This is a genomic window from Paenibacillus swuensis (assembly GCF_001644605.1).
GTDB lineage: Bacteria > Bacillota > Bacilli > Paenibacillales > DY6 > Paenibacillus_N > Paenibacillus_N swuensis.
Genome location: NZ_CP011388.1, coordinates 939,029 through 964,157, shown reverse-complemented (window position 1 = coordinate 964,157; position 25,129 = coordinate 939,029). Strand labels below are relative to the sequence as shown.

Below are 25,129 nucleotides of genomic sequence, written 5' to 3'. Positions count from 1 at the left end.
TTTTCAATGTGACCCAATTGCCTCGACCGATTACCCCAAGAGGGGCGCAACTTTCCCATCCGATTCAAAAAAGGTCAGCCACATGCATCACACGGGGCTGACCTTACCTTTTGCGGCGAAAAAGCCACTGGGGATATTTATTTATTCCGCAATATAAACCGGATCACCGGTAAAGATCGTGCCGGTCTTCACGACGGAAGCATAGACGCCGAAGTAAAAGTCCTGATCCGTTAAAGCCTTCAACAACGACGGGTCCTTCTCCAATGAGTCGGGATCAATCGTAATCAGCACGCATCGTTTGCACCGCTTGTTCACCTGCAGCACCGTGTCGCCGATGTGAATCTGTTTGCCGATCCATTCCAGCTCCGCGTAAGGAGTGTCTTCATCTAAAGCTATGGTCAGGTTCGGGCGGAAACGGATGCCGTTCAGTTTTTTGCCCCATTGTTTTTGCAGGGCTTTGAGCGAGGCGTCGCTGACGATTAGAACGTGTTCATCATCCACGCCCATTAAGGCTTCAGTGGCCGGATCATAGGTGTGGAGCGCAAGCGTTTGATCGGTGTAAGACTGAATCCGGCTCAAGAACTCTTCGTTCCAGGACAGCGTCTCACCCTCGGGTCCCGTAATCGTGATATCAGGCAGGGTATGCGGATCGGCCTGTGCGTTCGTTTTGGCCAAAACAGCCTTATAAGAAAGCATTTGCGGCGCTTCCCGGGCTGTAAAGTAGCGGTCGAAGCCTTCTTTGGCAGGGTCTATCACCGCGCGGCCGCGGTCACCGAGCAATCCGTAATGCGCGATCTCGACCTCGTCTAAGCTTTCACCTTCCAAGGATTTGACCGGATAACGCTCGATTTTGGCAATTTCGCCTAAGGCAGTCTTATTCATGTAATCTGTCTCCTGTAGCCATTTTTAATCAAAGTATAGCACACCTTTTTTCTCCGCCAAAAGATCACAATGATCGCTCCAATAAATAAGTACTTAAACGAGGGCTAACGAATGAATACGAGAATGTTTCGCATACTCTGGGGCAGCCAAACCCTATCCAACCTGGCGGATACGTTGTATTTAATTGCTGTTGTGCTGCTGGTGCTTCAGATGACAGATTCCACTTTGGTCGCGGCTTTGGTTCCCTTGTGCAGAGTGGCGGGCCAGCTGGCTTGCGGGGTATGGGCTCCCGTGCTCATGGACCGGTATAGGCTGACCCGGATTATGGGGTATTCGCAGCTGGCCCAAGCGCTGATTTTTGCGGCTATGGTGTTTACGGCAAGTGTGTTGTCTGAAGCCTATATCGGATGGATGCTGTTTCTGGTTGTGCTGATGTCTTTTGCGGACGGTGCTACTACGCCCTCGTGCAACGCTTTGGTCCCGCGGTATGTGCCGAGGGAGGAACTGCTCCGCGCCAACGGACTGCTGTCAACCTCCGACCAAATCGTCATGATGATGGGATGGGTGCTGGGGGGCATCATTGTCGCTCAGATTGGCAGCGCCAATACGATGGCAGGCACGCTTGTCATGTATATCTTGGCGCTGGTGTTCACGCTGCAGCTGAAGGAGCCTGCCTCCGAGGTTACTTTGAGCGAGCTCGCGAATCTCCCCGAGCCTCTTTACGCCATTGGGCCCGCGGACGTCACTGAACTTGCGAACGCTACCGAGCGTCCAAACGCCACTGGGCCCGCGAACGCCACCCAGCCTCCGGACGTCACTGAGCTTGCGAACGCCACCGAGTCTCCGGAAGCGTTGAAAGCTTCTTCCCGGCCCGGTGCCTGGAATTCCATGAAAGCCGGATGGCAAGACATCTGGCGGAGCCGGCCGCTCCGGGCGATGGTGATCATGGATACCATTGAAGGTTTGGTAAGCGGCGCCTGGATCGGTGCGATGATGCTGGTTTATGTTACAGACAGGCTTCAAAAAAGTGAAGAATGGTGGGGTTTCCTAAACGCGGCCTACTTTATCGGTGCCATCGGCGGTGCGTTGCTGATCGTAGGTTTGACGGCCAAGTTAAGCGCGAAGCCGGCTTTGGGGGTGGCGGTGGGTTCGCTTCTTTTTGCCATGATGACCGGCTGGTTTGCCTTAACGACTGTACCTCTCCTTGCCGTAGTGCTGACAGTGCTGATGGGACCCGCGCAACAGATGAGGGATATTACACGCCGTACGCTGTTCCAGAAGGCCTGCCCGCCGGAACGACTGCCTAAGGTGCTATCCGCGCAAAACACCCTTTCCTATTCCCTCTTCGGCGTATCCGTGGTGCTGTTAGGGTATTTGTCGGACCGGTATGGGATTCAATATGTATATCTGCTGACGGCGTTGTTCTACTTTATCACCGCTTTGCTTGCCGTGTTCTACCGAAAGAGCCTGAACATTACCTAATTTGCGCGTCTGCCAGGGAGGAACTTTAAGAGTTAGATTGCGCCTTAACATCCCCGCCATAGCTTGTGGATTTGAAACTAGCCGGGCGGGATGTTATGATTCTGGGTAATTGTTTACAAAATATTAATAATGTTTTTCTGCTCTTAGTAGACACGGAGGATTCACAACATGAAATGGTTCAATCTGCAAATGACAAAAGCGATCCTGATCGGCCTATTGTGCGCCCTGGGCTTCGCGTTTATAGCGTTGCTGATCAACGGGGAATTCAACATCGGCTTTGACGCGGCAGTGATTGGTGTCGTTCAAGGTTGGGAGTCACCTGGGTTAACGACAATCCTGACTTGGCTGACGGCAATCGGGGCGGGTTGGCCGGTGGCGGGGATAACGGTATTGTCGGCGTTGTTCTTGTATTTTGTTTTGCATCATCGTCGGGAAGTTATTCTGTTGCTCAGTGCAGGCGCGGCGTCGGGTTTGCTGAATGTGGTGTTAAAGCAGATTTTTCGTCGGACAAGACCTGACATCTACCGGCTCATTGATATTCATGGATACAGTTTTCCTAGCGGTCACTCTATGGCGGCCTTTACGTTGTACGGGATGTTGAGTTATCTGTTGTGGAGACATGCGAATACAGTTGCTCTGCGTGTTGCGATTGTGTTGTTCAGCGTGGTGATGATTGTGGGAATAGGCGTTTCGCGCATTTATCTTGGCGTTCATTATCCGAGTGATGTGCTGGGGGGTTACTTGGCGAGCGGGAGCTTGCTTGCGGTCATGATCCATTATTATGAAAAGGCGCAAGGTAAAGGTGCCCGGGCAGCGAGTGCAGGAAAGAAGTAATTGTAGCATTCAAGCATCCACAATATGATCACAACTGCCGGTGTAAGTTTACGTAGTTGGGTCAGCCGCATATTGATCTAAATTTTATGATGGGCAAAAGGGTGCGATTAACGCTTCTTTTTGCGATCATTGGATTTGCGGATGCGGACCAGGGTACGGGAAGGCTGTTTGCGAATATATTTAATAAAACGGGAGAGCTGCTCATCCTGTCTAAGTTCCTCTATGGTGCTTAGGCGGGTGGCCAGCTCTTTGTTTGTGTACAGGGCGTGAATCTGTTTGTGGCAGGGAATGCACAGATCAGCTGTGCCCAGTAAAGTGCCGCCTTCTTCTTTGGGGGTGAGGTGATGCCGCGTGGTATCTACGTCTTCGCGCCCGCAGAGTTCGCAGCGGGAGGCGGGTGAGGTGGGGGTGGTTGTTGATTCGGCTATTGTTGAGGGGTCGGCTGAAGTCGGGAAAGGCTGTTGTTTTCGTTTGGATTTGGATTGTTTCATGTGTGAGTTGCGCCTCCGGTGGGCTTCATATATGTATTTAACAGCAAAAAGGGCGATATCCCTTTGACTCAGCAAGCAATTCTGATGCTCGTATTTTCCATATATTTACTATAAAGTACTATTGTTCAAAAAAATCACAGCTGAATGAATGGGATATCCCCATGGCTCAGCAATGAATAAATAGTAACATCCAGCTGCTGAGTCAATGGGATATCGCTGTTTTGAGCAATTATTAGATAATTACTCTCTTGGCTGAGCCGAAGGGATAAGGCTGTTTTGAACATAAATTGTTATATAGCCCTAGCTGAGTCGATAGATATATACCCTTTTTAAGCAAAACTTGCTGCTTCAGTCCTTGCTTCGGTTCGTCATCTGCTGCCATACCGTGCCTGCTGCTTCCTCGCCGGACTCGATACGCTCGATTGCCATCTTCGCCTGCAGGCTCACCTCAAACTCGGCATCCTCGGCCGCTTCCCGCAACGCGGGCAGCGAAGAGGCATCGCCGAGTTCATACAAGAAGCGCGCCGCGCGCCACCGCACCAGCTTGTTCGCGTCGCGGAGCGCTTCGGTCATCGGCCCGATCGCCGCAGGCGATCCGATGTCCGACAGCGTATCGCCGGCCGTCCGCCGGACCGAAGGCGTGCGGTCGCGCAGCGCCGCGAACAGATGCGGCAGCGCATCCGGCGCGCCGATGTCCCCGAGATACACGGTCGCCAGCCGGCGGACCGATGTATTCTCGTCGCGCAGCGCGCGCGCCAGCAGCGGCAACGCCTCGGAGCTCGGCTTCAGCTGCTCCAGCGCCGCATAGCGCTGCTGCCACGTCGACGCCGGCGCGTCCATCGCCGCCGTCGCCTCCGCAAGCGTCAGCGCCGCCGGGCGAGCCGGCCGCTCCGCGGCGGCCTGCGGCCCGAGCTCGATCGCGCGCTGCACGAGCTCTTCCAGCCGCTCCGAGCTGTACGCGGCGTCCAGCTCGGCCAGCACCTCGGCGGCGACGTCCGTCAGCTCGCCGTAGCGCACCCCCAGATCACCCAGCATGCGCTCGGTGATCATGGAAGCGCCCGCCGCGCGTTGGACCGCCGCGGCGAAGCGCTCGGGCATGGCGGCGCGGTGTTCCTGCGCGCCGCTCCGCACGCGAAGCTGCAGCGGCAAGCCGCGGAACGTCTGCAGCTTCACCTGCACCTCGCCGAACGCGTCCGCACCTGTGCCCGCCACGCTTGCCCCTGTACCCGCACCTGAAACTCCACTGCCGGAGCCGACACCTGCTTCCCCTGGACCTTCATTCCCGCCCGAGCTCGCGCCGCCTGCACCCGCACCGCCATCTCCGCCCAGAATCTTGCCCGCCTCCGCCAAAATGGAAGGCCAATCCGCATTCGGTTTACGATCCAACGCGATAAAATCCGCCGTATGATAGATGCTCTTCACTCCCTCCACAGCCAGAAGAAGGCGAATATTCTCCGGCGCCCCCGCAGCTTCAGCAGGCGTATATGTATGTCGAATCCCTTGCGGTAACGATTCATCCATATTCAGCTTCATGGAATTGGGACTCGGCGTTGGTTCTATCGAAATGATTTTCATGATCATAAGCCTCCTATATAGTTAACGATCTAAAATATTTGCCACTCTCTATAATCCATAATCTTAGATTACACGTAGAACGATTGTGAAAACAACCTCATGCAACCGGAACAAAGTGTGTATATACTTTCCCGGATCATTTTGTATAATGTATGTATAAGGGATGTATAAGGAATGTGTAATCTTTTGCTGGAAAAAAATTTACTAATCTTAAGGAGTCTGCCTCTATGTTTAAGTCCAAAAATCGCCTCATGCTTCAACTGAATTTCGGAATGCTGCTGCTTCTGGCCGCGGTTGTGATTATTTTTCAAGGAGATGCGCATATTCATGACCCTGGCGCGGTAGAGGTCTTTGAACAATATGCCTGGCTGCAGGCGGTGTTGTTCTTGATCCCGGTTGTTTGTTTTGGCGCCGCCATGCACAGCATGATGCGAGATCAGCCGGAACGGGTCAGTCTATGGGTCACCTTGTCGCTGACATTCACCAGTATGGCGATGGTCTCCGGCGGCAAGGGTATGGTCGAGCTGCACTTTTCCATCTTTATGGTGATCGCTTTGGTCGCATATTATGAGCGCGTTTCCTTAATTGTTGTTATGACCGTATTGTTCGCAGTGCAACATCTGGGCGCGTTCTTCCTATTACCGGAGTTCGTATTCGGAGACCACGCGTACACGTTCGGTATGGTATTTATTCATGCGGTATTCCTGCTGCTGACTTCGGGAGCGACAATCCTTCAAATTTTACATAAGCAAAAAGCAACCGCAATCCTAGAAAGCGAGAACCAAGCCAAGCAGTACGTCATTCGCGGCACCCTGACCAAACTGACGCATTCCGTTCAGCAACTGGCTGGCTTCATTGCAAACCTGAAGCATTACACCGCCATGACCGTGGAGGCCAGCTCGCAAATTGCGGCGGCGACCGAGGAAGTGGCGGGAGGCGCGGAGCGACAGCTGCTGCATTCCAAGGATAGCGCCCAAGCGGCCGAGGAACTGGTGACGGGGGTTGGCCGCATCGCGGGTTCCTCCTCGTATGTGTCTGACGCTTCAGGGTGGATGGTGAAACGCGCCCAGGAGGGCGGCGTTCGGGTAAACCAGGCTGTTCAGCAATTCGGTACGCTGCGAAACTCCATGGAACAAGCCGCGGAAGCCGTTAACGGTTTGAATGCGCGGTCTCATGAGATCGGTCAGATCGCGACCTTAATCTCTTCCATCGCTTCGCAGACGAACCTGCTGGCGCTGAACGCCGCGATTGAAGCGGCGAGAGCGGGCGAAGGCGGGCGCGGCTTTGCGGTGGTGGCCGGCGAGGTGCGCAAGCTGGCGGAGCAGACCGGGGAATCCGCCAAGATGATTACAGGCATCATTGAGCATCTGCAATCTGCGGGCACCCGAGCCGTAGAGACGATGCGCGCAAGCTCAAACGAAGTGGAGCTGGGGAATCAAGCCGTGGCGGATGCCGGCGAAATCTTCAGCGCCATGATTACATCGCTTGAGGATGTGTCTTCACAAATCATGGACGTATCTGCCTCGGCGGAACAGATGTCGGCGGGAGCCCAGCAAGTCATCGTCTCCTTGGGCGAGATGGTGCGCATCTCCGGGACTACGACACAAGGCATCATGGGCGTGGCTTCCTCCTCTCAGGAACAACAGGCATCACTTGAGTCGATTGCCGGCTCCATCGCAGGCCTGACCGGGTTTACAGAAGAGCTGTCGGGACTGGTGGAGCTGCTGGAAAAAAACTAAATTCACTCCAGAGTGATCCAAGTGGGCGCTTCCTGCGTTCTACTATACGAGAAGCACAAAGCGCGCGCTTGCACTACCCACTACAATAACCAGGAGAGTGAATTGAATGAACACGAAATTTACAATGAAGAAATTACTATTACCTGTACTTAGTCTTTCCTTACTGGTACCTACCATAGCAGGGGCGCAAACGACGGCAATGCCAGTGGCCAAAGCGTCCGTAATGACACCGGCGGCTGACCTTAGAGCGGGATTGGATTATCTGTTATCTGAACATTTTGTCCTGGCGGTCAATGCGATGATTAAAGCTTACGACGGTTCCAAAGATGCGGCGGCGGCCTACGCGGCATTGGATCAGAATGCGCTGGATATGCAACCGGCCATCGCTTCCATCTATGGTGAAGCCGGCGCCAAAGAGTTCAACCGGATCTTCAGAGCGCATAATAAATTTACAGACGATTGGGTGAAAGCCCTTAAAGCGAACGACATGGACGGTATGAAGAAAGCGGAAGCGAATCTCGCGGGCTTCGTGACCGAATTCGGTAATTTCCTGGGGACAGCGACTGGCGGTAAATTACCGGCCAAAGCAGCACAAGACGCGGTACGCTTGCATGAAGAGCAAGTGCAGGATACATTCGAAGAGTACACCGAAGGCGATTATGCAGATGCGTACAAAAAATACCGTGAAGGCTACAGCACCATGTTCACGATCTCCAAAGCACTTTCCACAGCGATTGTAAGCCAGATGCCGGAGAAATTTGCGAACAGCAAGCCGGACACCAAGGCAGCCGACCTGCGGTCCGCATTGAACAGCTTGGCTTCGGAGCACGTAGCTTTAGCGGCGTTGGAGATGCAGAAGAAATATGACGGTTCCAAAGATTACGAAGCGGTTCTGAATGCGGAGAAAATGCATACAGCAGACTTCAAAGCAGCGATTACTTCCATTTATGGTCAGGCGGGCGGAGATCAATTCGAGAAGATCTGGACAGCGAATCATATTGCGGCGCAAGGCGAACTGGCGGATGCAACGAAGCGCGGGGATGCGGCGTCCCGTACAGCGACTCTTAACCGCATAAACGCGTTCTCCACGGAGTTCGGCGCATTCCTAGGCGCCGCTACAGCAGAGAACCTGCCGACGAAAGCGGCTCAAGACGCGGTGCGCGCTCATGAGATGATGGTTCAGGACACGTTTGACAAATATGCGGCTGGGGATTATACGGCTTCTTACAACAAGTTCCGCGAAAGCTACAAATTCATGTATGGTGTGGGACAGAACTTGGGTAACGCCATTGTGACGCAGTTCAACGACAAATTCCAGGAGCAGGCACCGGTTACTCCGACAGAGCCGATGGCACCGGATGCTCCGGATATGACGACGGTTTGGATGAAAGTAAACAGCAGCAAATTAATCATTAACGGCAAGACGACGATGATGGACACGACACCGATGGTGTGGAACAACACGACGTACATTCCGCTGCGTTTCCTGAGTGAAGGGATTGGCGCGAACGTTTCGTGGGATGGCAAAAACACCGTTTGGGTCAAAGCAGGCAATGATACACTGACATTCTGGATCGGCAAAGATTACATGGAAGTGAACGGTACGAAGAAGATGATCGGCTCCAAATTAATGGTCAACAAAGACGGCCGCACCGTGGTACCTTTACGCTTTATTACCGAGCTGTTGGGCTGGGATGTGAAATGGAACACGAAAGATTGGTCCGTAACGTTGATGAAAGCAATGAACTAGATTCGAGTAGTTTGACAGAAAAGGGAGAGAAAGCCTGCCGCAATCGTGGTGGGCTTTTTTTTTGCATCTTGAGGCAGATGTATCTTATGAACATTGAAATGGGCCATATCCCGTTGACTCAGCCAGCACTTTGTCGGCACTTAGCAAGCACTCATATGGCCGTCCACCACTTATGCAGGGTAGTTTGATTGTCAGGTGTAGGTAACCGCCGTGTCGTAACCCGAATCGGGGAAGTAATCTATACCGAGGGATGCGGAGGGGATGATGAGTTGAAGAAGAAAGGCAGCAACAGCATATCGGTCAAGAGCAAGTGGACGAAGACGAAGTGGCTGCTTTCGGACCGGAACCTAACACAGTACGTTCCCGAAACGAAGCGGTTTACACGCGCGTCGCTTAATGAGATGACCGGCCGGTACAAGATGGTTTACTTCAAACCGACAAACGGAACCGGCGGCAGCGGTATAGCGCGTATTGTGCGAACACCTTCCCGGAAATTCAGAGTCAAGAAAGATGCCAGAATGGTTGAAGTAACCTCCGTAAGTTCCCTTTACGCCCATTTGCTAAAAATAGCCAGAGGCAGGAGCTACCTGCTCCAGAGGGGTGTTTACTTACAAACATCACGCGGCAGGCCGTTTGACTTGAGGGTGACGATGCAGAAGACCGGCGGGGGCAAATGGGTGCCAACCGTCATGTTTGTCAAGCTTGGAAAGCCGAACAATGTCGTCACGAACTATCACCAAGGCGGCAAGCTGGAGCTAATCGAGCAGACATTACGAAGATCAGGTTATAACACGGCTCAGATTAAGCAATATCAACTGAAGCTGAAGTCGCTTGGCATGAAAACAGCACATTGTTTCAACCGTCACAGTGTAAAGTTTAAAGAGCTCGGTCTTGACGTGGCTCTCGATCGCGATGGACGGCTATGGATTCTAGAGGTGAACACCCGTCCAGGGTTCAGTGCCCTGAAATCGCTTGGCGACAAGAGTTTGTACCGGACCATCGTCCGATACGGCAAAACGTATGGAAGAACGAGATAAACGATCGCTACCCGCAGATTATAAAGCCAAAGAGCCCGCTCGGCGTACCGAGTGAGCTCTTTTAGCATATGGGCTGTCATTCATTCATGCGAAGAAGCCTCATTAGAGATTGTTCGAATGCATTATTACCAGTTGTTCCCTGAAACTCGGTTAACCGTAAAGTTCGGGCTCAAGGATTCGCCGTAAATCGCTGAAACACCCGGGTTGTTAACTTTGACATTCTTAAAACTGGCCGAACCTACAACCGGTCCTTGACCTTGCTCGGCTCTGGCAACTAGCTTGATGCCATAACGAACCGGGTTATTGATGTTGACGTTCTCTACGCGAACGTTTTGCATCGCTAGAGCATTAGGATACATCGTCTGGAACATCAATCCGAAGTAGACCGAGTTGTTGATATCCACATTTTTGACTACGACATTCTTGAATGTACGATCACCTACATAAAACCAGATCGCGCCGAAGTTCTGATAATCATTAATCTTGTCATCCGCGCCGACACTGGTCCAGAAATCACCGCCGGTCCGGTCCAGCGTAATGCCGTCGAATACCGTATCCACGTCACCAAAACCTAACGTGTTATACCCGAAGCTGTAGCTGCTGATCGTAATGCCGGGGTAAGTTAACGTGTCTGCGCCATAAAGGTTCTGGAACAAGTTATCCGAGCCGCCATACACCGCAAAAGCCGCAGCGCGTCTTACGCAAACCGCCGTAAGATTGGTGTACTTGTTGCCTGTGTTGTAGGAACCGCCGGCATCGGATGCGCTGAATAATGCGAAGGCATCGTCTCCGGCTCCTCTGGAATAGTTGTTGTCGATGATGTTATTGGATGAACCGTTCGTCATGTTGATGCCGTCTGCGAATGTGTTTTTGATACGGTTGTTTTTGAACGTGTTGTTAGAAGAGTTGACACCCCAATACAAGCAGACAAAATGCTCAGCCCACACGTTCTGAATCGTGACGTTCTGCATGCCGTTGCCGTCGATGAATTTACCAGGTCCGTCTTGTCTGTAAATGTAGTTGCCCCAAGCGGACAAGTCTTTAATGGTTGAACCGTTTGCGGTTGCTGCAATGTTAAAGCCGACGTCCGTATTGGATTGGTCTTGCGGAGCCGTCAACTTGGTATGCCAAGGTCCGGCGCCGATAATTTCGGTTGCGCGTCCGTAAATGAAAATCTTACTGTTGATGGTCCATGTGCCTGCAGGGATAAAGATTCCTTTCTTCGTCGCGTCCTGTCTGAATTCATTGAGCGCTTGCTCGATGGATTTCGACGCCGAAACCTGAACGTATTTGCTCGGGTCCGGATTGGTTGCCGCCGGTGCGACATTCTCCGTTTCAATCATGTCTACGTAAATCCATGAGACGTCTCCGGCTTCTTTTTGGATTTTAATTTTTGTTCCTGCCGGATAAACCTGGTCGAGCATAAGCTGGGAATCTTCATAGAGCCAGTAAGCTTTTGTGCCGGCATTGTCGTAACCCAGTCTGCCCAGTGTAGTAGGCGATGCGTACAAATAAGAGAACTTGGAGGATACGTTGAATTTACCTTTGTTGGTTCCGTTGGCATATATAGTAACGGTTCCCGTCGTATTCTCCGCCACCGCGTTACGCAGGACGAACGCGTTGGCCGGAGAGGTCAGCGTAAACTCCACATATTCCCCAGTTGCGTCCAGATGAACCGCGGAACGTCCGGAAGCTTCGCCGGCAAAGTCGCCTGGCGTGAAGTTCGGAGCTAGTTTCGTTCCGTTCGTAACGTTGGACGGCAGCTCAGCTTCAATGACGGTAAACGGCATATTAGCGCCTCTTCCGGTATACAAGCTTGTCGTGCTGGTGTTGTTCGTTTGCTTGATGCTTACTTCGTTCGCATCAGCCGCAACCGTCGTGGTAACCGTATAGCCGCCGTTGACAGCCGTCCAAGTTCCCATGTTTACACTGACGGATTGACCTGCTGCGATTGCGCCGCTATAGGAGCCATTCAGCGTTTGGATGGTTGTGCCTGACGCGTTCTTAAGTGTTAACGTGATGGCATGAGCGCCGCCTGCGGAAGCGACATTGCCTTCGTTCTTAAGGTTTGCCGTAAAGGTGACGGTATTGCCTGCGCTTGGATTCGACGGATTCCATGTCGCTGTTGCGATTAAATCGGAACTCGGCACGGCGGAGACAACAAGCGGCGACGGATTCGAGTACGCGTTGTTTGCGTCGTTCAGCTCGATAACCGTGTTGCTCTCGTCAATTTTGGAGCTAATGATGTACGATCCCGCATTCTTATTCCCTACATTTAGAGATACTGTTGTCGATTGGCCGGCTGGAAGAGCGCTGACCGGTGCGGAGCCGGCCAGTTGATTGTTCAAGTAGAAGTTGACGGATGAGGCGGGCGAGCCGGCGTTGCCTATATTCGAAACGTTCGCGTTAAGCGTGATCGCGTTCGACTCGATCGGGGAAGCAGGCGAAGAAGACATGCCGCTAATCGTCAAGTCCGGGTTAGGCACAGGCGTGCCGTACACTTGAAACTCGGCGATCTGACCCGCCGGGGCGCCGGAGTTGGTCGTGATGTTCAGTTGCAGCCGCTTTACCGTGGCTGTAACCGGAATGGTGACGGTGTTACCTGTAGAGGGATTGAAAGTATAAGTTTGTGCTGCGACTAAATTACTGAATGTTGTAGTGTCCTGGTTGTGGCCGAGCACTTGGATCGTTTGGGTCCGTGTCGCCCAATCTGAGGCTGGGTTCAATTTCAGCACGATGGATGTAACGTTTTGATTGGCAAGGAGGTCCAACGTCAGTTGACTCGGATTGCTGCCGCCTTCCCAGTACGTGCTGGTATTGTTATCGTTTGCATTTGAAGCTACGAATGACTGAGTAACAGAGGATGCGGTGATCGGTTTGCTTGGTGCAATATTGTTGCCTGTCGGCGGAGGCGTAGTGGGAGGGGGTTCAGTAGCCGCGCCGTATATTTCAAACTCGGACAGCTGCGCGGCTGGCCAAGCTGTATTACCAGTTAGATTTAGACGAACGTAGCGAGTGTTGGTTGATGCGAAATTAATCGTGACCGAGTTGCCGGCGATGGCAGGATTGAATACATATCCTGCGGAGCCTACGATGTTGGTGAACGTGGAGCCGTTCGTGCTGCCTTGAACAGACAGAGTTTGGGTACGTGTTTCCCAGCCGGCCGGGAGTTTCAATACGATCTGATCAAAACTCGTATTCGCGCCGAGATCGACCTGAATCCATTGCGGAAACGCGTTGTTCGTGCTTTCCCAGTAGGTTGTCGGATTGCCGTCTTTCACGTTATTCGGTGTGTATACATCGGCTTGACCGCTTGCTGTTATTGTTTTGCCCAACGTCAGGTTAGGTCCGCCTGCTGCGGAAGATGTGGAAGGATATAGCGTAAACTGCGATAGTAGCACAACTAGGACCAAGGATAGGATGAAGAATGGATTACTTTTTAGCGATGCGCTTTTTGAGAACATAAATAACCTCCGATTAAGTTGTTGTTCTTCAATAATGTTGATATGAATCCATTAATACGCTTTCATTTTTGCTCAAAGCTGCGCCTGTTGTTAAAACCTCCTTTAGCCCAGATCTTGGGGATTACATACAGTTTCATTACTGATCTGGTGAATTTAGCATAAATTAGTTCCTCACCTTGCTGAAGATGTATTCCTACGTTAATTGTGTGTAATCTTATGTGAGTAAGGGAAATATTGTATTTCAGAGTTTGTGCGTTCAAAAGAGGCCCACGGCCAGTGGCGGCTTTATACCTCCAAACCACCCAAAAGGGCGATATCCCATTGACTCAGCAAAAAATTCGATGGGATCTTTACGACTCACCCCTCTGCTGCCATTGAATTTATTTTGTAAAAATATACATTTTATATTGAAAAGAGAACACATGTTTGGTAAAATGGAGTTAAGATTATCGTAATGGGTGAATACGGAGGAGAGTGCTCTATGGAAGCTCCGGTTACGTTTGAGCAGTTTTGTAAGAAGTATCGGGATGAAGAGTCATGTGTGGACGTACTGGCTGCACTGCGGTGGGGTAACGGGTTTCACTGTTCTTATTGCGGTCACAACGGTGCTACGGTCATGACGACGCGGAGACTTCCTCTTTATCAATGCCAAGCCTGTCGGCGCCAAACCTCCCTCATTAAAGGAACCATTATGGAAGGCAGCCGCACTTCACTGCATAAGTGGTTTCAAGCGCTGTTTTTGCTTGCGGATCCAGACTCTTCCACGAACGCGGTTCAACTTACCCAAATCCTCTCTGTCACTTACAAAACAGCCTGGCTCATCTTCCACAAAATCCGCCACGCCATCTCTTGCGCCGATGCGAAGCAGCTTCTGACGGGGTTAGTTGACATTACGTTCTCCAATTATAATCACACGAATTATTGGAAGGAATCCTCTCAACCTCAGCTAAACCAAGTACCGTTTATAGCCGGTGCGACTACGAACTTTTTTGGCGAAGTGACTTACTTTAAGTTGAAGCAAGTTCATCTCCCTTCCCGCCTTACATCAAGGGAGCCTCATAATGTCGACTATGACCGGTTTATTATTGAGCATGTTTCTTCTCAAGTTAGAAACCCGAACGTTTATACATACGAGAATGATTTTAGAGCGTCCGAAACTTTACGCCTTTTCTGCCAAATGGTCACCGACAGCATCAACGACAGGTATTTCGGCGTAAGTCCGAAGCATCTTCAAGCTTATTTGGATGAACTTTGTTTCCGCACGATTAATTCGGTTCGTCCAAACAGAGGCGTTGTCAGGCTATTCAAGATGCTCGCAACCACGGCCACAATCACCTATAAACAATTAATTTCCCCTGCTCGGACGCCAGAACTTTTGAAGTATGCTGCTTAAGTGTGCAGTTTCGAAGTAACCAACTTCCAAGTGCTTCCAAATCGATTTATAAGCATGTATTTAGCAAAGCGTTATGGCCATAACATGTTTCCGTAAGGAGCAATATCTTGGTCTTTATAAGCTACCCTGATTAAGCTGAGTCAACGGGATATCGTAGGTTTTAAGCATTTGGATATACAAGCATGGCATAGCATGGTATCTTAAAATAAAAAAACCGCGATATTCCACCTCCACCACCAGCTGAGTGAAAGGGATATCGCGGTTTTGAGCATTTTAAACACTTATAAGTCTCCGTTTAAAATCAACCTGCCGGGAAAAAGATCATTTGCACCAGGAAAATCGCCCCGAATACATACAACAGCGGATGCACCTCACGCGCGCGGCCGGCTACAAGCTTCAGCAGCGGATAGGTGATGAAGCCCACGGCGATGCCTGTAGCGATGGAAGACGTCAGCGGCATCATTAACAGGACGATGAACGCCGGGAACGCCTCATCCATGCGGCCCCACTCAATGCGGGCAAGTCCCGCCAGCATAAAGCAGCCGACGATGATTAACGCCGGCGCCGTAATCGCCGCAAGCGAGGAGATGGCCTCGACGGCCGGCGAGAAGAACAGCGTCGCCGCCATCAGCACGCCCACCGTCAGCGCGGTCAACCCCGTTCGTCCGCCCGCGGCAACCCCCGCGGACGATTCGATGTAAGCCGCAGACGGGCTGGTTCCCGCCGCCGCGCCAACGGTCGTCGCCAAGGCGTCCGCCATCAACGCATGCTTCGCTTGCGGAAGCTTGCCGTCTTTCATCAAGCCGGCTTGCTCGGCGACGCCGATCATGGTTCCGGTGGTGTCAAAGATCGCCACCAGCAAGAACGAGAACACCACGGCATACAAGCCGTTCGTGAATACGCCCCCGAGATCCATGTCAAAGAAGACCGGCGCGGAGGGGACGGACGCGAAACCGCCTTTAAAATCAAGCTGCCCCATCAACAGACCCGCCACCGCGATGACAACCATGCCGATAAACAAGGCACCCGGCACCCGGCGCACCATTAATGCTAATATCAGAAGCAAGCCGCCTATCGTCAGCATTGCGACAGGCTGGCTTAAATCACCGAGTTTCACAAGGGTTGCTTCGCTAGGTGCGATAATACCGGACATACGCAAACCGTTGAATGCGATGAATAAGCCGATGCCCGCAGTTATGCCATGCTTTAGGGTGGCAGGTATAGCCTCAATTAAGACTTCCCTAAACCGCGTAAAGCTGAGCACAAGAAAAATCAAGCCGGCGATAAACACGGTCCCCAGCACAATTTGGTAGGACAAGCCTTGCGTCGCCACCACCGATGCAAAATAAGAATTCATGCCCATGCCAGGCGCAACCGCAATCGGATGATTCGCAAAGAAGGCCATATACAAGGTCCCTACAACAGCCGCAATGACGGTCGCTGTAAACACTTGTTGAAAGGGAATCCCCGCTGAAGACAGGATCGCAGGATTGACCACCACGATATAAACCATCGTCAGGAAGGTTGTCAATCCTGCGGTAATTTCAGTTTGTACATTCGTACCGCGGACTCCAAGTTGAAATGTTTTGTTGAATGCGTTCAATCTTCTCACTCTTTCATGATGAATTTACCTGATACTAGAAGGATACCCCTCACAGGGACTCTCTACACTACCACAATTCCGCGAAAGGTGAAACTGATGTCGCCGTCCTTAGAGGCGGAAACGATGAGAAAATGATGCTCTCTGCTGTCTATCTTGTATAGGAGATGATTGGCGCTATGTGGATTCCTTCTCCGCGTGAACTTCCGTTTTCGTCAACGGCGAAGCTTTGCGCAGAAGAAGCGCTAGCGGTAAGCCGACAAGCACGATCAGCGTCGCGTAGAAGTAAACATCGTTCACGCTTATCGTGAACGCAACCGCCTGCACCGCAGGCGTGACGCCGCCCTGCCCTCCGGCGGCCAGCTCGGCCGTATGCGAGGCGGTCCGGGATGCGAGCAGCGACGTGAACAGCGCGATCGAGAACGACCCAAACGCGTTACGCACCCAGTTGCTCATCGCGGTGGCGTGGCCCGACAGCTCGCGCGAAATACCCTCCATGCCGGCGTTGTTGGCCGGCATGGTGGTCAGCGCAATCCCCAGGTTTCGCACCGTCATCCACATGATAATGTACATCGCGCCGATGCCCACATTCAGCCAACTCATAGCCAGCGTCCCGACGCCCATCAGCACGATGCCGCAGATAATCAGCAGCCGCGGTCCGACGGTGCCGTAAAGCTTCCCGACGAACGGCATGGACAAAGCCATAGCGAGGGAAGACGGCAACAGGATGAGTCCGGTGTCGAGCGGTGTGACATTCTGAATATTTTGCAAAAATAATGGTGTCAAAAAAGCCCCGGAATATAGACTCACTGTTATAATACTGTTAATAATTAAGGTAAGGGTATATCTTGGGCTCTTAAACACCCGAACATTGAGCAGGGGTTCCTTCACAACCAGCTCCCGCCAGATGAACAAAGCCAGGCAGATGATTCCGAAGCCGAGAAGTCCAAGCGTCCGGAGAGAGTCCCACCCCCAGGCATGACCTTGGGAGAAAGACACCAGAATCGAAATGCTGGCGGCAATCACCGTAACGAAACCGATGCCGTCGAACGTTGCGGGCACAGTTAACCGATAGTAAGGAATTAGCCGGATGGCAAGCAAAGAGGCGATGATCCCCACTGGAATATTAAAGACGAACAGCCAATGCCAACTGAAGGTTTGAATAAGCCAACCCGCAAGGGTAGGACCCAACGCGGGTGCGAGCATCGCGGAGAGCGACCAGAACGAGAGGGCCATCGCCCGGCGCTCCGCGGGGACCACCTGAAAGATAATCGTCATTGTGGCGGGCATGACGAGTCCTGCACATGCGCCTTGTATGACGCGAAATGCAATTAGCGAAGATGCATCCCAAGCCAGCGCGCAGAACAATGAAGATATCGTAAACCCGATCAGGGAGAACACATACACGCGTTTATAGCTGAATTTATCACCGAGAAAGCCCGTGATGGGAGCTACGGTACCTGTCGCAAGCATAAAGCCGGTAATCGTCCATTGTAATATGGAGATGTCGGCATTCAGTTCGCGCATGAGATCCGGAATGGCGATATTAATCGTTGAAATGCTTAAAGTACACACGAACGAACCGATGAAGATCGCGAACATCAAGGGCCAGAACCGTGTTTGTTGCAATGAAGTGGTTTTCATAAATATCCTCGTTTCTTTACTGCTTTATGCTATAAACATTTAAGGACATATACTATTACGCTCTCGACTGTATGTCAATTGTGACATAATATTGAAAAGGCTGAAAGGAGTTAATCATGAACACGTTATCCTACGGCCTGTTGGGCTTGCTTGCGAGAGCATCCCGCTCGGGCTATGAACTGATGCAATATATCCAACCCTTTTGGCAAGCGAAACATAGTCAGATATACCCTTTACTCGCGAAGATGGAACAAGAGGGCTATGTAACCCATGAGGTTGTGCTCCAATCCGATAAACCGGACAAGAAAGTGTACTCCATCACAAGTAAAGGAAGCGATAAGCTGAAGATATGGATCAATGAGCCAACCACCGAGCCTGTCCTCAGGGACGAAATGATGCTGAAAGCATACAGCCTGTGGCTTACCGATCCGGAGAGCGCGGTGCGATTGTTCAGCTCGCGAGCACAAATGTATGCGGACAAGCTCGCATATTATGAGAATCTGATGCAAGGCCTCAAGGAAAGAGAATCGGAGACTTCGTATTTATCCCCGGCTTCGCCTGCGTTCGGACGGTATATTTTGCTGCAAAAAGCGTTGGATAATTCCAAAAATGGCCAGAATTGGTGCGAATGGGTCCTATCCATGCTAAAAAATGGCTAAAACCGCAGTTTCCAAGTGTACACACATTCCGATCTGGGCATAAATATGCTATAATTCAAGTTTGAAAGAGACCTCTATGGCGATTACTCATCTATTTTCTATAAATTTATAAAGGCGGTAACGAATTCATGATAAGTACAAGCGGAGTCACGCTGCGTTATGGCAAGCGTCCACTTTTTGAAGATGTGAATATCAAGTTTACACCAGGCAACTGCTACGGTCTGATCGGAGCCAACGGCGCGGGTAAATCCACGTTCCTTAAGATTCTTTCCGGCGAAATCGAACCGAACTCCGGGGACGTTCATATGAACCCGAACGAGAGATTGTCCGTTCTGAAGCAGAATCACTATGAATACGATGAATTCACGGTGCTGAAGACGGTTATTATGGGGAACAAGCGTCTCTATGAGATTATGGAAGACAAGGATGCCCTTTACGCGAAAGCCGAGTTTACCGAGGAAGACGGTATGCGCGCGGGGGAGCTGGAAGGCGAATTCGCGGAACTGAACGGCTGGGATGCGGAGCCGGAAGCCGGTGAATTGCTGATTGGTCTAGGCATACCCCGCGATCTGCATGACAAGAACATGTCGGAGCTGGACGGCAACGAGAAGATTCGCGTGCTCTTGGCCCAAGCGTTATTCGGCCGACCGAGCATCCTTCTGCTCGATGAGCCTACCAACCATTTGGATTTACAATCGATCGGCTGGTTGGAGAACTTCCTGATGGATTATGAAGGCACCGTTATCGTGGTATCCCATGACCGTCACTTCCTGAACAAAGTATGTACGCATATCGCGGACATCGATTTCGGCAAAATCCAGATGTACGTCGGCAACTACGACTTCTGGTATGAATCCTCACAGCTTGCTCTGGCGTTGACGCGCGATGCGAACAAGAAGAAAGAGGAGAAAATCAAGGAATTGCAGGCGTTTATTCAACGGTTCAGCGCCAATGCGTCCAAGTCGAAGCAAGCGACTTCCCGTAAGAAGCAGCTCGACAAGATTCAACTTGATGATATTCGGCCTTCCAATCGGAAGTATCCGTTCATCAACTTCAAACCGGAGCGCGAGGCAGGGAAACAACTGCTTACGATCGAGGGTGTGTCCAAGACAGTGGACGGCGTGAAAGCGTTGGATAACTTGCATCTGGTGGTTAACACAGGAGACAAGATTGCTTTTGTCGGACCGAACTCGCTGCCGAAGACTACGCTGTTCCAAGTGTTGATGGGCGAGCTGGAAGCCGATGCGGGCGAATACAAATGGGGAATTACCACATCCCAGGCGTACTTCCCGAAAGACAACTCCCAGTACTTCGACGGTGTGGAGATGAACCTGGTGGAATGGCTTCGCCAGTATTCCAAAGAGCAAGACGAGACGTTCTTGCGCGGTTTCCTGGGCCGCATGCTGTTCTCCGGTGAAGAAGCGCTGAAGAAAGCAAGCGTTCTGTCCGGGGGCGAGAAAGTGCGTTGCATGCTCTCGAAGATGATGCTGAACGGTTCGAACGTGTTGATTCTGGATGAGCCGACGAATCACTTGGATCTGGAATCCATCACGGCGCTGAACAACGGTCTGATCGACACGGATTGCACCATCCTGTTCACTTCGCATGACCATCAGTTCATTCAGACGATTGCGAACCGGATCATCGAAATTACGCCGAACGGTATTATTGATCGTCAAATGTCTTACGACGAGTACCTCGAAAGCGATGAAATTAAAGCTCTGCGTCAGCAAATGGGCGCGGAACAAATATAGGATCGAGAATAAATATAGACTTAAATTCACACACCGGGTATCGCGACTTTTGTTGCGGGACCCGGTGTTTTTTGTGGAATAAAAATGGGCGGAAAGTGGTGTTGGAAGTGGTCTCCAGTTTAGGTTCCGATTAATCCTGTGTCAGGTGGGGTAAATAGTATATATACGAATCTATCACATCATAAAGCGAGGCATATATCCATGGAATTAATACTGGTGCTCATTTGCGGAGTGTATATCCTGTTCACATACTTCCGTTTCGATACGCATAAAAACCGTCGGTTACTGTACAACATTACTATTTTTGCTGTGTTCAACATGATCCTGGCCGCCTTATCGGCTAGTAAATCAGGATCTTACATGCTCTTCTGGAGCCTGAACGGACAAGCGCTGATGCTGATCAGTTTGGGCTGGATGATGATCGGCACGATCTCCTTTGTCGGTTACCGGTTTAATCGCGGGGAATAAGCTGCAACGACGGGAGAGTCGCTTGGAAGCTCCATGATCTGTGAAGCACCAAATTAACAGTGTTTAGAGCAGAACGAAACTACGTCGCCTCGGTCTGAAGACCGAGATTGTTTGTGTCCCCCAGATGGAGGACAGCACCCTCTCGATGTGTTATTCTTGGTTTACAAGAATATACAGTTTTCGGGAGGTACCATTCGAATGAATTATAAAGGCATTTTCGGTCTCGCGCTTATGATTCTCGGTTTATTTTTATTTCTAAACAACGGGGACAGCTTCAGCACGGGAGATGTATTTAGTACTTTTTGGCCGACCCTGTTTGTGTTCCCGGTCAGCTTATTTTTGCACTGGTTATATTTTGGCATGATCGGGCCTAAAGGGGTGGGATTGGTTGTGCCTGCCGGCGTGTTAACGGTCGTAGCCATTGTATGCCAGATCGCAACACTGTTCGACAACTGGAGTGTCATGTGGCCGGGCTTCTTGTTGGCGCCGGCGCTGGGATTGTTGGAGTTGTATATTTTTGGTGGCCGCAATAAATTCTTGCTGATACCGGTCACTGTACTGACATCGGTTTCGATCGTGTTCTTCGCCAGTTTCTCCTTGCAATCCATATTTAACAGTCTGACCGGCCAACCCGTCATAGCGATCGTGATGATTCTTATCGGGGCATTGGCATTGATCAGCGGGGGACGGAAGGCGGAGCGCTAAACCGCCCTTGCATTCCCCTCCAAACTCTTGTATTGTCAAACGTATTACACTGCAATTTATGGAGGCATTTGTCCTTGAGATATCCATTTGAAGTTCAATCTTCTGAGCCGTTCGTCTCTCAGGTAAGTGACTGGGTGGCGGACGTTTTTTATGAAATATTGCCAGACGCGGGATTCGAAGTGCGCGACGAGCAAATCTATATGGCTTTTCAGCTGGAGCGGGCGTACGCGGAGCGTAAAACGATCTTCGCGGAAGCCGGTGTCGGCACAGGCAAGACGCTGGTGTATTTGCTTTACGCGATCTGCTACGCGCGATATACGGGCAAGCCTGCCATCATCGCCTGCGCGGATGAGTCGCTGATCGAGCAGTTGGTCAAACCCGAAGGGGACCTGGCGAAGCTGGCGGAGCATCTGGAGCTGGTGGTAGATGCGAGACTGGGCAAGTCGCCGGATCAATACCTGTGCCTAAAGAAATTGGACAAGGCTCGTCAAGGCGGCGGTTTCGGCGGGAACAACGGCAGCGGCGGTAATAACGGCAGCGGTGGAGGCGGCGGTTTGTTCAGCGAACTGTTCGGCAGTCTGGGCGGGAGCCTGGGTGCGCTCGGCGGGGCCGGCGGGACCGACAAAGATAAGGACGACGAGAAGGAAAGCCGGGAAAGTCTGGACCGGGAAGCGTTCCAGCGCATCCACCTGGACTTGCCGCCGTTCGTGCATAACTTTGAAGCGTTGCAGACGTTCCAGCCTTACGGCGACCGCAAGCATTATCCCGATCTGAACGACGATCAATGGCAGCGCATCAACTGGGACGCGTTCCAGGATTGTCTCGTGTGCGATCAGCGGAACCGCTGCGGACAGACCTTGTCCCGCGACCACTACCGGAAGTCGGCGGACCTTATTATTTGCTCTCATGATTTCTACATGGAGCATGTGTGGACCTATGAAGGCCGCAAACGGGAAGGCCAGCTGCCTTTGTTGCCGGAACACAGCTCCGTTGTGTTCGATGAAGGCCATCTGCTTGAGCCCGCGGCCCAGAAGGCGTTAACCTACAAGTTAAAGCATGACGTGTTTGAAGAGATCATTACCCGACTGCTGCAAGGGGAGATCCGTGAAACGCTGGCGGAAGCGGTGGAAGCTTCGATTGAGCAAAGCGAAATGCTGTTTGAACAGCTGGAGCTGCAAAGCAAGCCGGTCGAGGGCTCCGACCGCTACGAGATCATGTACGATCCGAAGCTGATCCAAGCGATTCGCCGCTTCCGCGGCATCATCGATATGATCGAAGAGGAGCTGGTGTTCGAGAGCGGCTTGTTCTCCTTGGACAACTACCAGCTCAAGATCGTTGAGGAACATCTCGAAATGATCCAAACCGCGCTGGCGCTCTACGAGCGTCCGGAGCAAGTCATCTCATGGACCGTCTCCGACAACCACGGCTTCTCCCTGATCATCATGCCGCGCAAGGTGAAGGAAATTCTCGAGGAGCGGGTGTTTTCGCAGCACATGCCGATCGTGTTCTCCTCCGCGACTTTGTCCGTCAACGAGTCGTTCAGCTTTATCGCAGATTCTCTCGGGGTGCAGGACTACTTGAGCTTCTCTGTGCCTTCGCCCTATGATTACGAGCAGCAGATGGAAGTGTTCATGCCTGCAATTCAGGAACAAGGACAAGCCTTATTCGATATCCGGATGCAGCATGCCACCCGACTCCTCCTACAGACTGAAGGGAGAGCCCTGTTGCTGTTCCGCTCCAGGGAAGATCTGCAAGAGTTCAAGCAGGCCGTACCTTCGCAAGCGGAGCTGGGGCATCTCACCTTCCGCTACGAAGGGGACCGTGAAATCAGCGACCTGATTTCCGCGTTCCAGCGGGAGGAGCATAGCGTGCTGTGCGCCGTTACGCTATGGGAAGGACTCGACATCCCCGGACCGTCGTTGTCCAATGTCATTGTGTGGTCGCTTCCGTTCCCTCCGAACGACCCGGTGTACAACGCCAAGCGCGAAGCCGCCGCGGATGCGCGCAAGGAAGTCGACTTGCCTTACATGCTGCTGCGTCTTCGCCAAGGCATCGGCCGCCTGATCCGTACCCGTACGGACAGCGGCATCGTGACCATCCTCGATAGCGAATTGAATCGGGATGCGGAGCTGATGGCGGCGGTGCGGGAGATTCTGCCTAAGGATGTAAGCATTACGGTTTAACCGTTTAATCTACAAGAAAGTCCCTGATGCGATTCAGCATCAGGGACTTTCTTTAATATATAAAATATAGGTGATAACTAGGGCTTACCCTTCTTTAGGGGTGTTCGTGATACTTATTAATCTGGAATGCTGGGTTATCCCGAAGGCTCAGTGGTGTGATAGAAGAACTGGAATGCTGGGTTATCCCGAACGCTCAGAGGTGTGATCAAAGAACTGGAATGCTGGGTTATCCCGAACGCTCAGTGGTGTGATAGAAGAACTGGAATGCTGGGTTATCCCGAACGCTCAGTGTTGTGATAAAAGAAGGCAATGAAGTGATAGTTGAAAAATGAGGGTTAATGAGTTTAGAGAAGGAAATATGAAATTGTATGTTTTTTTGAAAATAACGGATATTATTTTACCTGATTCTTCGGGATAACCCAGCATCGGCGCTGAAATGCATTCATACTTGGCAGTTGAGCAAGCAAAAAAATCCAGTCTTACGCGCGAACTCTTTAGTTTTTAACAGAGGCAAAAACACGGTCGCCCATCCTGATTAATAGCTTCCGCGCGGAATGCCTTCCCACTTGGAAAGCCACGTCTCCAGAGAATCAACGGAATCCGGATTCGCCAAACTTCGCGCCACAAAGCCTTGCGCCTTGCCTGCTTCCGTAGCGGTCGGCGTCGCCTCGTAGCGTAGATCCAAAGACCAGCGCACAGCGTCCGAACGATTCGACACAGCCCGGTGCGGCAGCAATTGCGTGAAGCAAAGCGCGTCTCCCGGCTCCATCTCCACGGAGAGACCTTCCAACTGGCTGGCATCTTCCTTGCTGAGTCCGATGAAATGCGTTTCCTCATCGGTATGACCTTCCAGCAAGGTGTTGGTAAAGAAGCCCGGCGCGACCTGCAGACAGCTGTTGAATTCGGTCACTTTTTGCAACGGAATCCAGATGGACGCCACATGAACATTCTCCGCATCCCGGTAGTACTGGGCATCTTGATGCCACGGCGTATCCGTCCACTTCTGATCCGGCAGCTTGGGTCTGGCGTTGAAGATGCCGTGCACCGACAATTCATCCGTTCCCAGAAGGTCCGCCGCTAAATCGAGCAGCTTCGGGTGACGCAAGAAGTTATACATTTCTTCGCCTACGAGATCCCGGCGCGGACTGCGGTGATACGCCGGCTTTCCGGCATCATTCCAAAGCTGAACCAACCGCTTCTCGAAGCCGAGATCTGTCCGCGGATCGGTAATGAGGCCTTTCTCCAACCATTCGTTAACGGTTTCGTCCACCCACCGGATGATGATGGAACGTCCCAGCTCCAGCAGCTCACCGGGAATGACGCCCTGGGCGTGAATATATTGCTGCTCCTTATAGAATGCGGTTTGTGACGGCTCTAACACATGTAACATCTTAATCCATCTCCCTTATCCCAAAATAATTCTGTTCCATACCTTGAGACTACCAGAAGGAATTAGGGCCGAACATGGC

18 protein-coding genes are annotated in these 25,129 nt (G+C 51.7%); 11 read left to right on the top strand and 7 right to left on the bottom strand.

The window, feature by feature from the left end; genetic code table 11:
* Positions 1 to 141 precede the first annotated feature (141 nt).
* On the bottom strand, positions 142 to 882 hold the full coding sequence (locus tag SY83_RS04145; RefSeq protein WP_068604518.1) for an MOSC domain-containing protein: 741 nt from the start codon (positions 880 to 882) through the stop codon (positions 142 to 144).
* Positions 883 to 993: 111 nt separating this feature from the next.
* Between SY83_RS04145 and SY83_RS04140 the strand changes: the two genes are divergently transcribed.
* Together SY83_RS04140 and SY83_RS04135 are read left to right on the top strand one after the other, a co-directional pair.
* Entirely contained in the window at positions 994 to 2,364 is a 1,371-nt protein-coding gene (locus tag SY83_RS04140; RefSeq protein WP_068604516.1) for an MFS transporter, read from the top strand.
* A gap of 168 nt (positions 2,365 to 2,532) precedes the next feature.
* Complete coding sequence (locus SY83_RS04135; RefSeq protein ID WP_068604514.1) at positions 2,533 to 3,198, top strand: phosphatase PAP2 family protein; 666 nt, start codon at positions 2,533 to 2,535, stop codon at positions 3,196 to 3,198.
* Positions 3,199 to 3,305: 107 nt separating this feature from the next.
* Here the strand turns inward: SY83_RS04135 and SY83_RS04130 are convergent, their stop codons facing one another.
* Together SY83_RS04130 and SY83_RS04125 are read right to left on the bottom strand one after the other, a co-directional pair.
* Positions 3,306 to 3,626, bottom strand: coding sequence for an HNH endonuclease family protein (locus SY83_RS04130; protein ID WP_068610878.1), 321 nt, complete (start codon positions 3,624 to 3,626; stop codon positions 3,306 to 3,308).
* Between the two features lie 411 nt (positions 3,627 to 4,037).
* Positions 4,038 to 5,264 carry a virulence factor gene (locus SY83_RS04125; RefSeq protein WP_068604513.1) on the bottom strand — a complete coding sequence of 409 codons (1,227 nt, stop codon included), beginning with the start codon at positions 5,262 to 5,264 and terminating at the stop codon, positions 4,038 to 4,040.
* Between the two features lie 227 nt (positions 5,265 to 5,491).
* On the opposite strand from SY83_RS04125, the gene SY83_RS23615 reads away from it, so the two are divergent.
* From SY83_RS23615 to SY83_RS04110, 3 genes are all read left to right on the top strand, one after another.
* A complete protein-coding gene (locus tag SY83_RS23615) occupies positions 5,492 to 7,003 on the top strand; it encodes a methyl-accepting chemotaxis protein (RefSeq protein WP_068604511.1) in 1,512 nt (503 codons plus the stop codon).
* A gap of 106 nt (positions 7,004 to 7,109) precedes the next feature.
* Positions 7,110 to 8,753, top strand: coding sequence for a copper amine oxidase N-terminal domain-containing protein (locus SY83_RS04115; protein ID WP_197479964.1), 1,644 nt, complete (start codon positions 7,110 to 7,112; stop codon positions 8,751 to 8,753).
* A 188-nt stretch (positions 8,754 to 8,941) separates the two neighbouring features.
* Positions 8,942 to 9,790 (top strand): YheC/YheD family protein, encoded by an 849-nt coding sequence (locus tag SY83_RS04110; RefSeq protein ID WP_231891369.1) that lies wholly within the window; start codon positions 8,942 to 8,944, stop codon positions 9,788 to 9,790.
* A gap of 125 nt (positions 9,791 to 9,915) precedes the next feature.
* Here the strand turns inward: SY83_RS04110 and SY83_RS04105 are convergent, their stop codons facing one another.
* Positions 9,916 to 13,254 carry a discoidin domain-containing protein gene (locus SY83_RS04105; protein ID WP_068604509.1) on the bottom strand — a complete coding sequence of 1,113 codons (3,339 nt, stop codon included), beginning with the start codon at positions 13,252 to 13,254 and terminating at the stop codon, positions 9,916 to 9,918.
* Positions 13,255 to 13,735: 481 nt separating this feature from the next.
* Between SY83_RS04105 and SY83_RS04095 the strand changes: the two genes are divergently transcribed.
* Positions 13,736 to 14,647: a transposase gene (locus SY83_RS04095; RefSeq protein ID WP_068604505.1), complete on the top strand. Its 912-nt coding sequence runs from the start codon at positions 13,736 to 13,738 to the stop codon at positions 14,645 to 14,647.
* A 301-nt stretch (positions 14,648 to 14,948) separates the two neighbouring features.
* Here SY83_RS04095 and SY83_RS04090 read toward each other — a convergent pair whose 3' ends face one another.
* The gene (locus SY83_RS04090) at positions 14,949 to 16,259 is read right to left on the bottom strand and encodes an NCS2 family permease (RefSeq protein ID WP_269453471.1); all 1,311 of its coding nucleotides are present in this window, start codon (positions 16,257 to 16,259) and stop codon (positions 14,949 to 14,951) included.
* Positions 16,260 to 16,424: 165 nt separating this feature from the next.
* Entirely contained in the window at positions 16,425 to 17,891 is a 1,467-nt protein-coding gene (locus tag SY83_RS04085; protein WP_068604501.1) for an MDR family MFS transporter, read from the bottom strand.
* 116 nt (positions 17,892 to 18,007) lie between these two features.
* Here SY83_RS04085 and SY83_RS04080 point away from each other — a divergent pair, with 116 nt between their 5' ends.
* The 5 genes from SY83_RS04080 (at position 18,008) to SY83_RS04060 (ending at position 23,660) form a co-directional block, all read left to right on the top strand.
* Positions 18,008 to 18,550 (top strand): PadR family transcriptional regulator, encoded by a 543-nt coding sequence (locus tag SY83_RS04080; RefSeq protein ID WP_068604499.1) that lies wholly within the window; start codon positions 18,008 to 18,010, stop codon positions 18,548 to 18,550.
* Between the two features lie 128 nt (positions 18,551 to 18,678).
* The gene (locus SY83_RS04075) at positions 18,679 to 20,304 is read left to right on the top strand and encodes an ABC-F family ATP-binding cassette domain-containing protein (protein WP_068604497.1); all 1,626 of its coding nucleotides are present in this window, start codon (positions 18,679 to 18,681) and stop codon (positions 20,302 to 20,304) included.
* A gap of 201 nt (positions 20,305 to 20,505) precedes the next feature.
* Positions 20,506 to 20,772, top strand: coding sequence for a hypothetical protein (locus tag SY83_RS04070; protein ID WP_068604494.1), 267 nt, complete (start codon positions 20,506 to 20,508; stop codon positions 20,770 to 20,772).
* A gap of 198 nt (positions 20,773 to 20,970) precedes the next feature.
* Positions 20,971 to 21,477 (top strand): hypothetical protein, encoded by a 507-nt coding sequence (locus tag SY83_RS04065; RefSeq protein ID WP_068604491.1) that lies wholly within the window; start codon positions 20,971 to 20,973, stop codon positions 21,475 to 21,477.
* Positions 21,478 to 21,545: 68 nt separating this feature from the next.
* A complete protein-coding gene (locus SY83_RS04060) occupies positions 21,546 to 23,660 on the top strand; it encodes an ATP-dependent DNA helicase (protein WP_407944612.1) in 2,115 nt (704 codons plus the stop codon).
* A 535-nt stretch (positions 23,661 to 24,195) separates the two neighbouring features.
* Here SY83_RS04060 and SY83_RS04055 read toward each other — a convergent pair.
* Positions 24,196 to 25,050, bottom strand: coding sequence for a phytanoyl-CoA dioxygenase family protein (locus tag SY83_RS04055; protein WP_068604488.1), 855 nt, complete (start codon positions 25,048 to 25,050; stop codon positions 24,196 to 24,198).
* Positions 25,051 to 25,129: the final 79 nt, after the last annotated feature.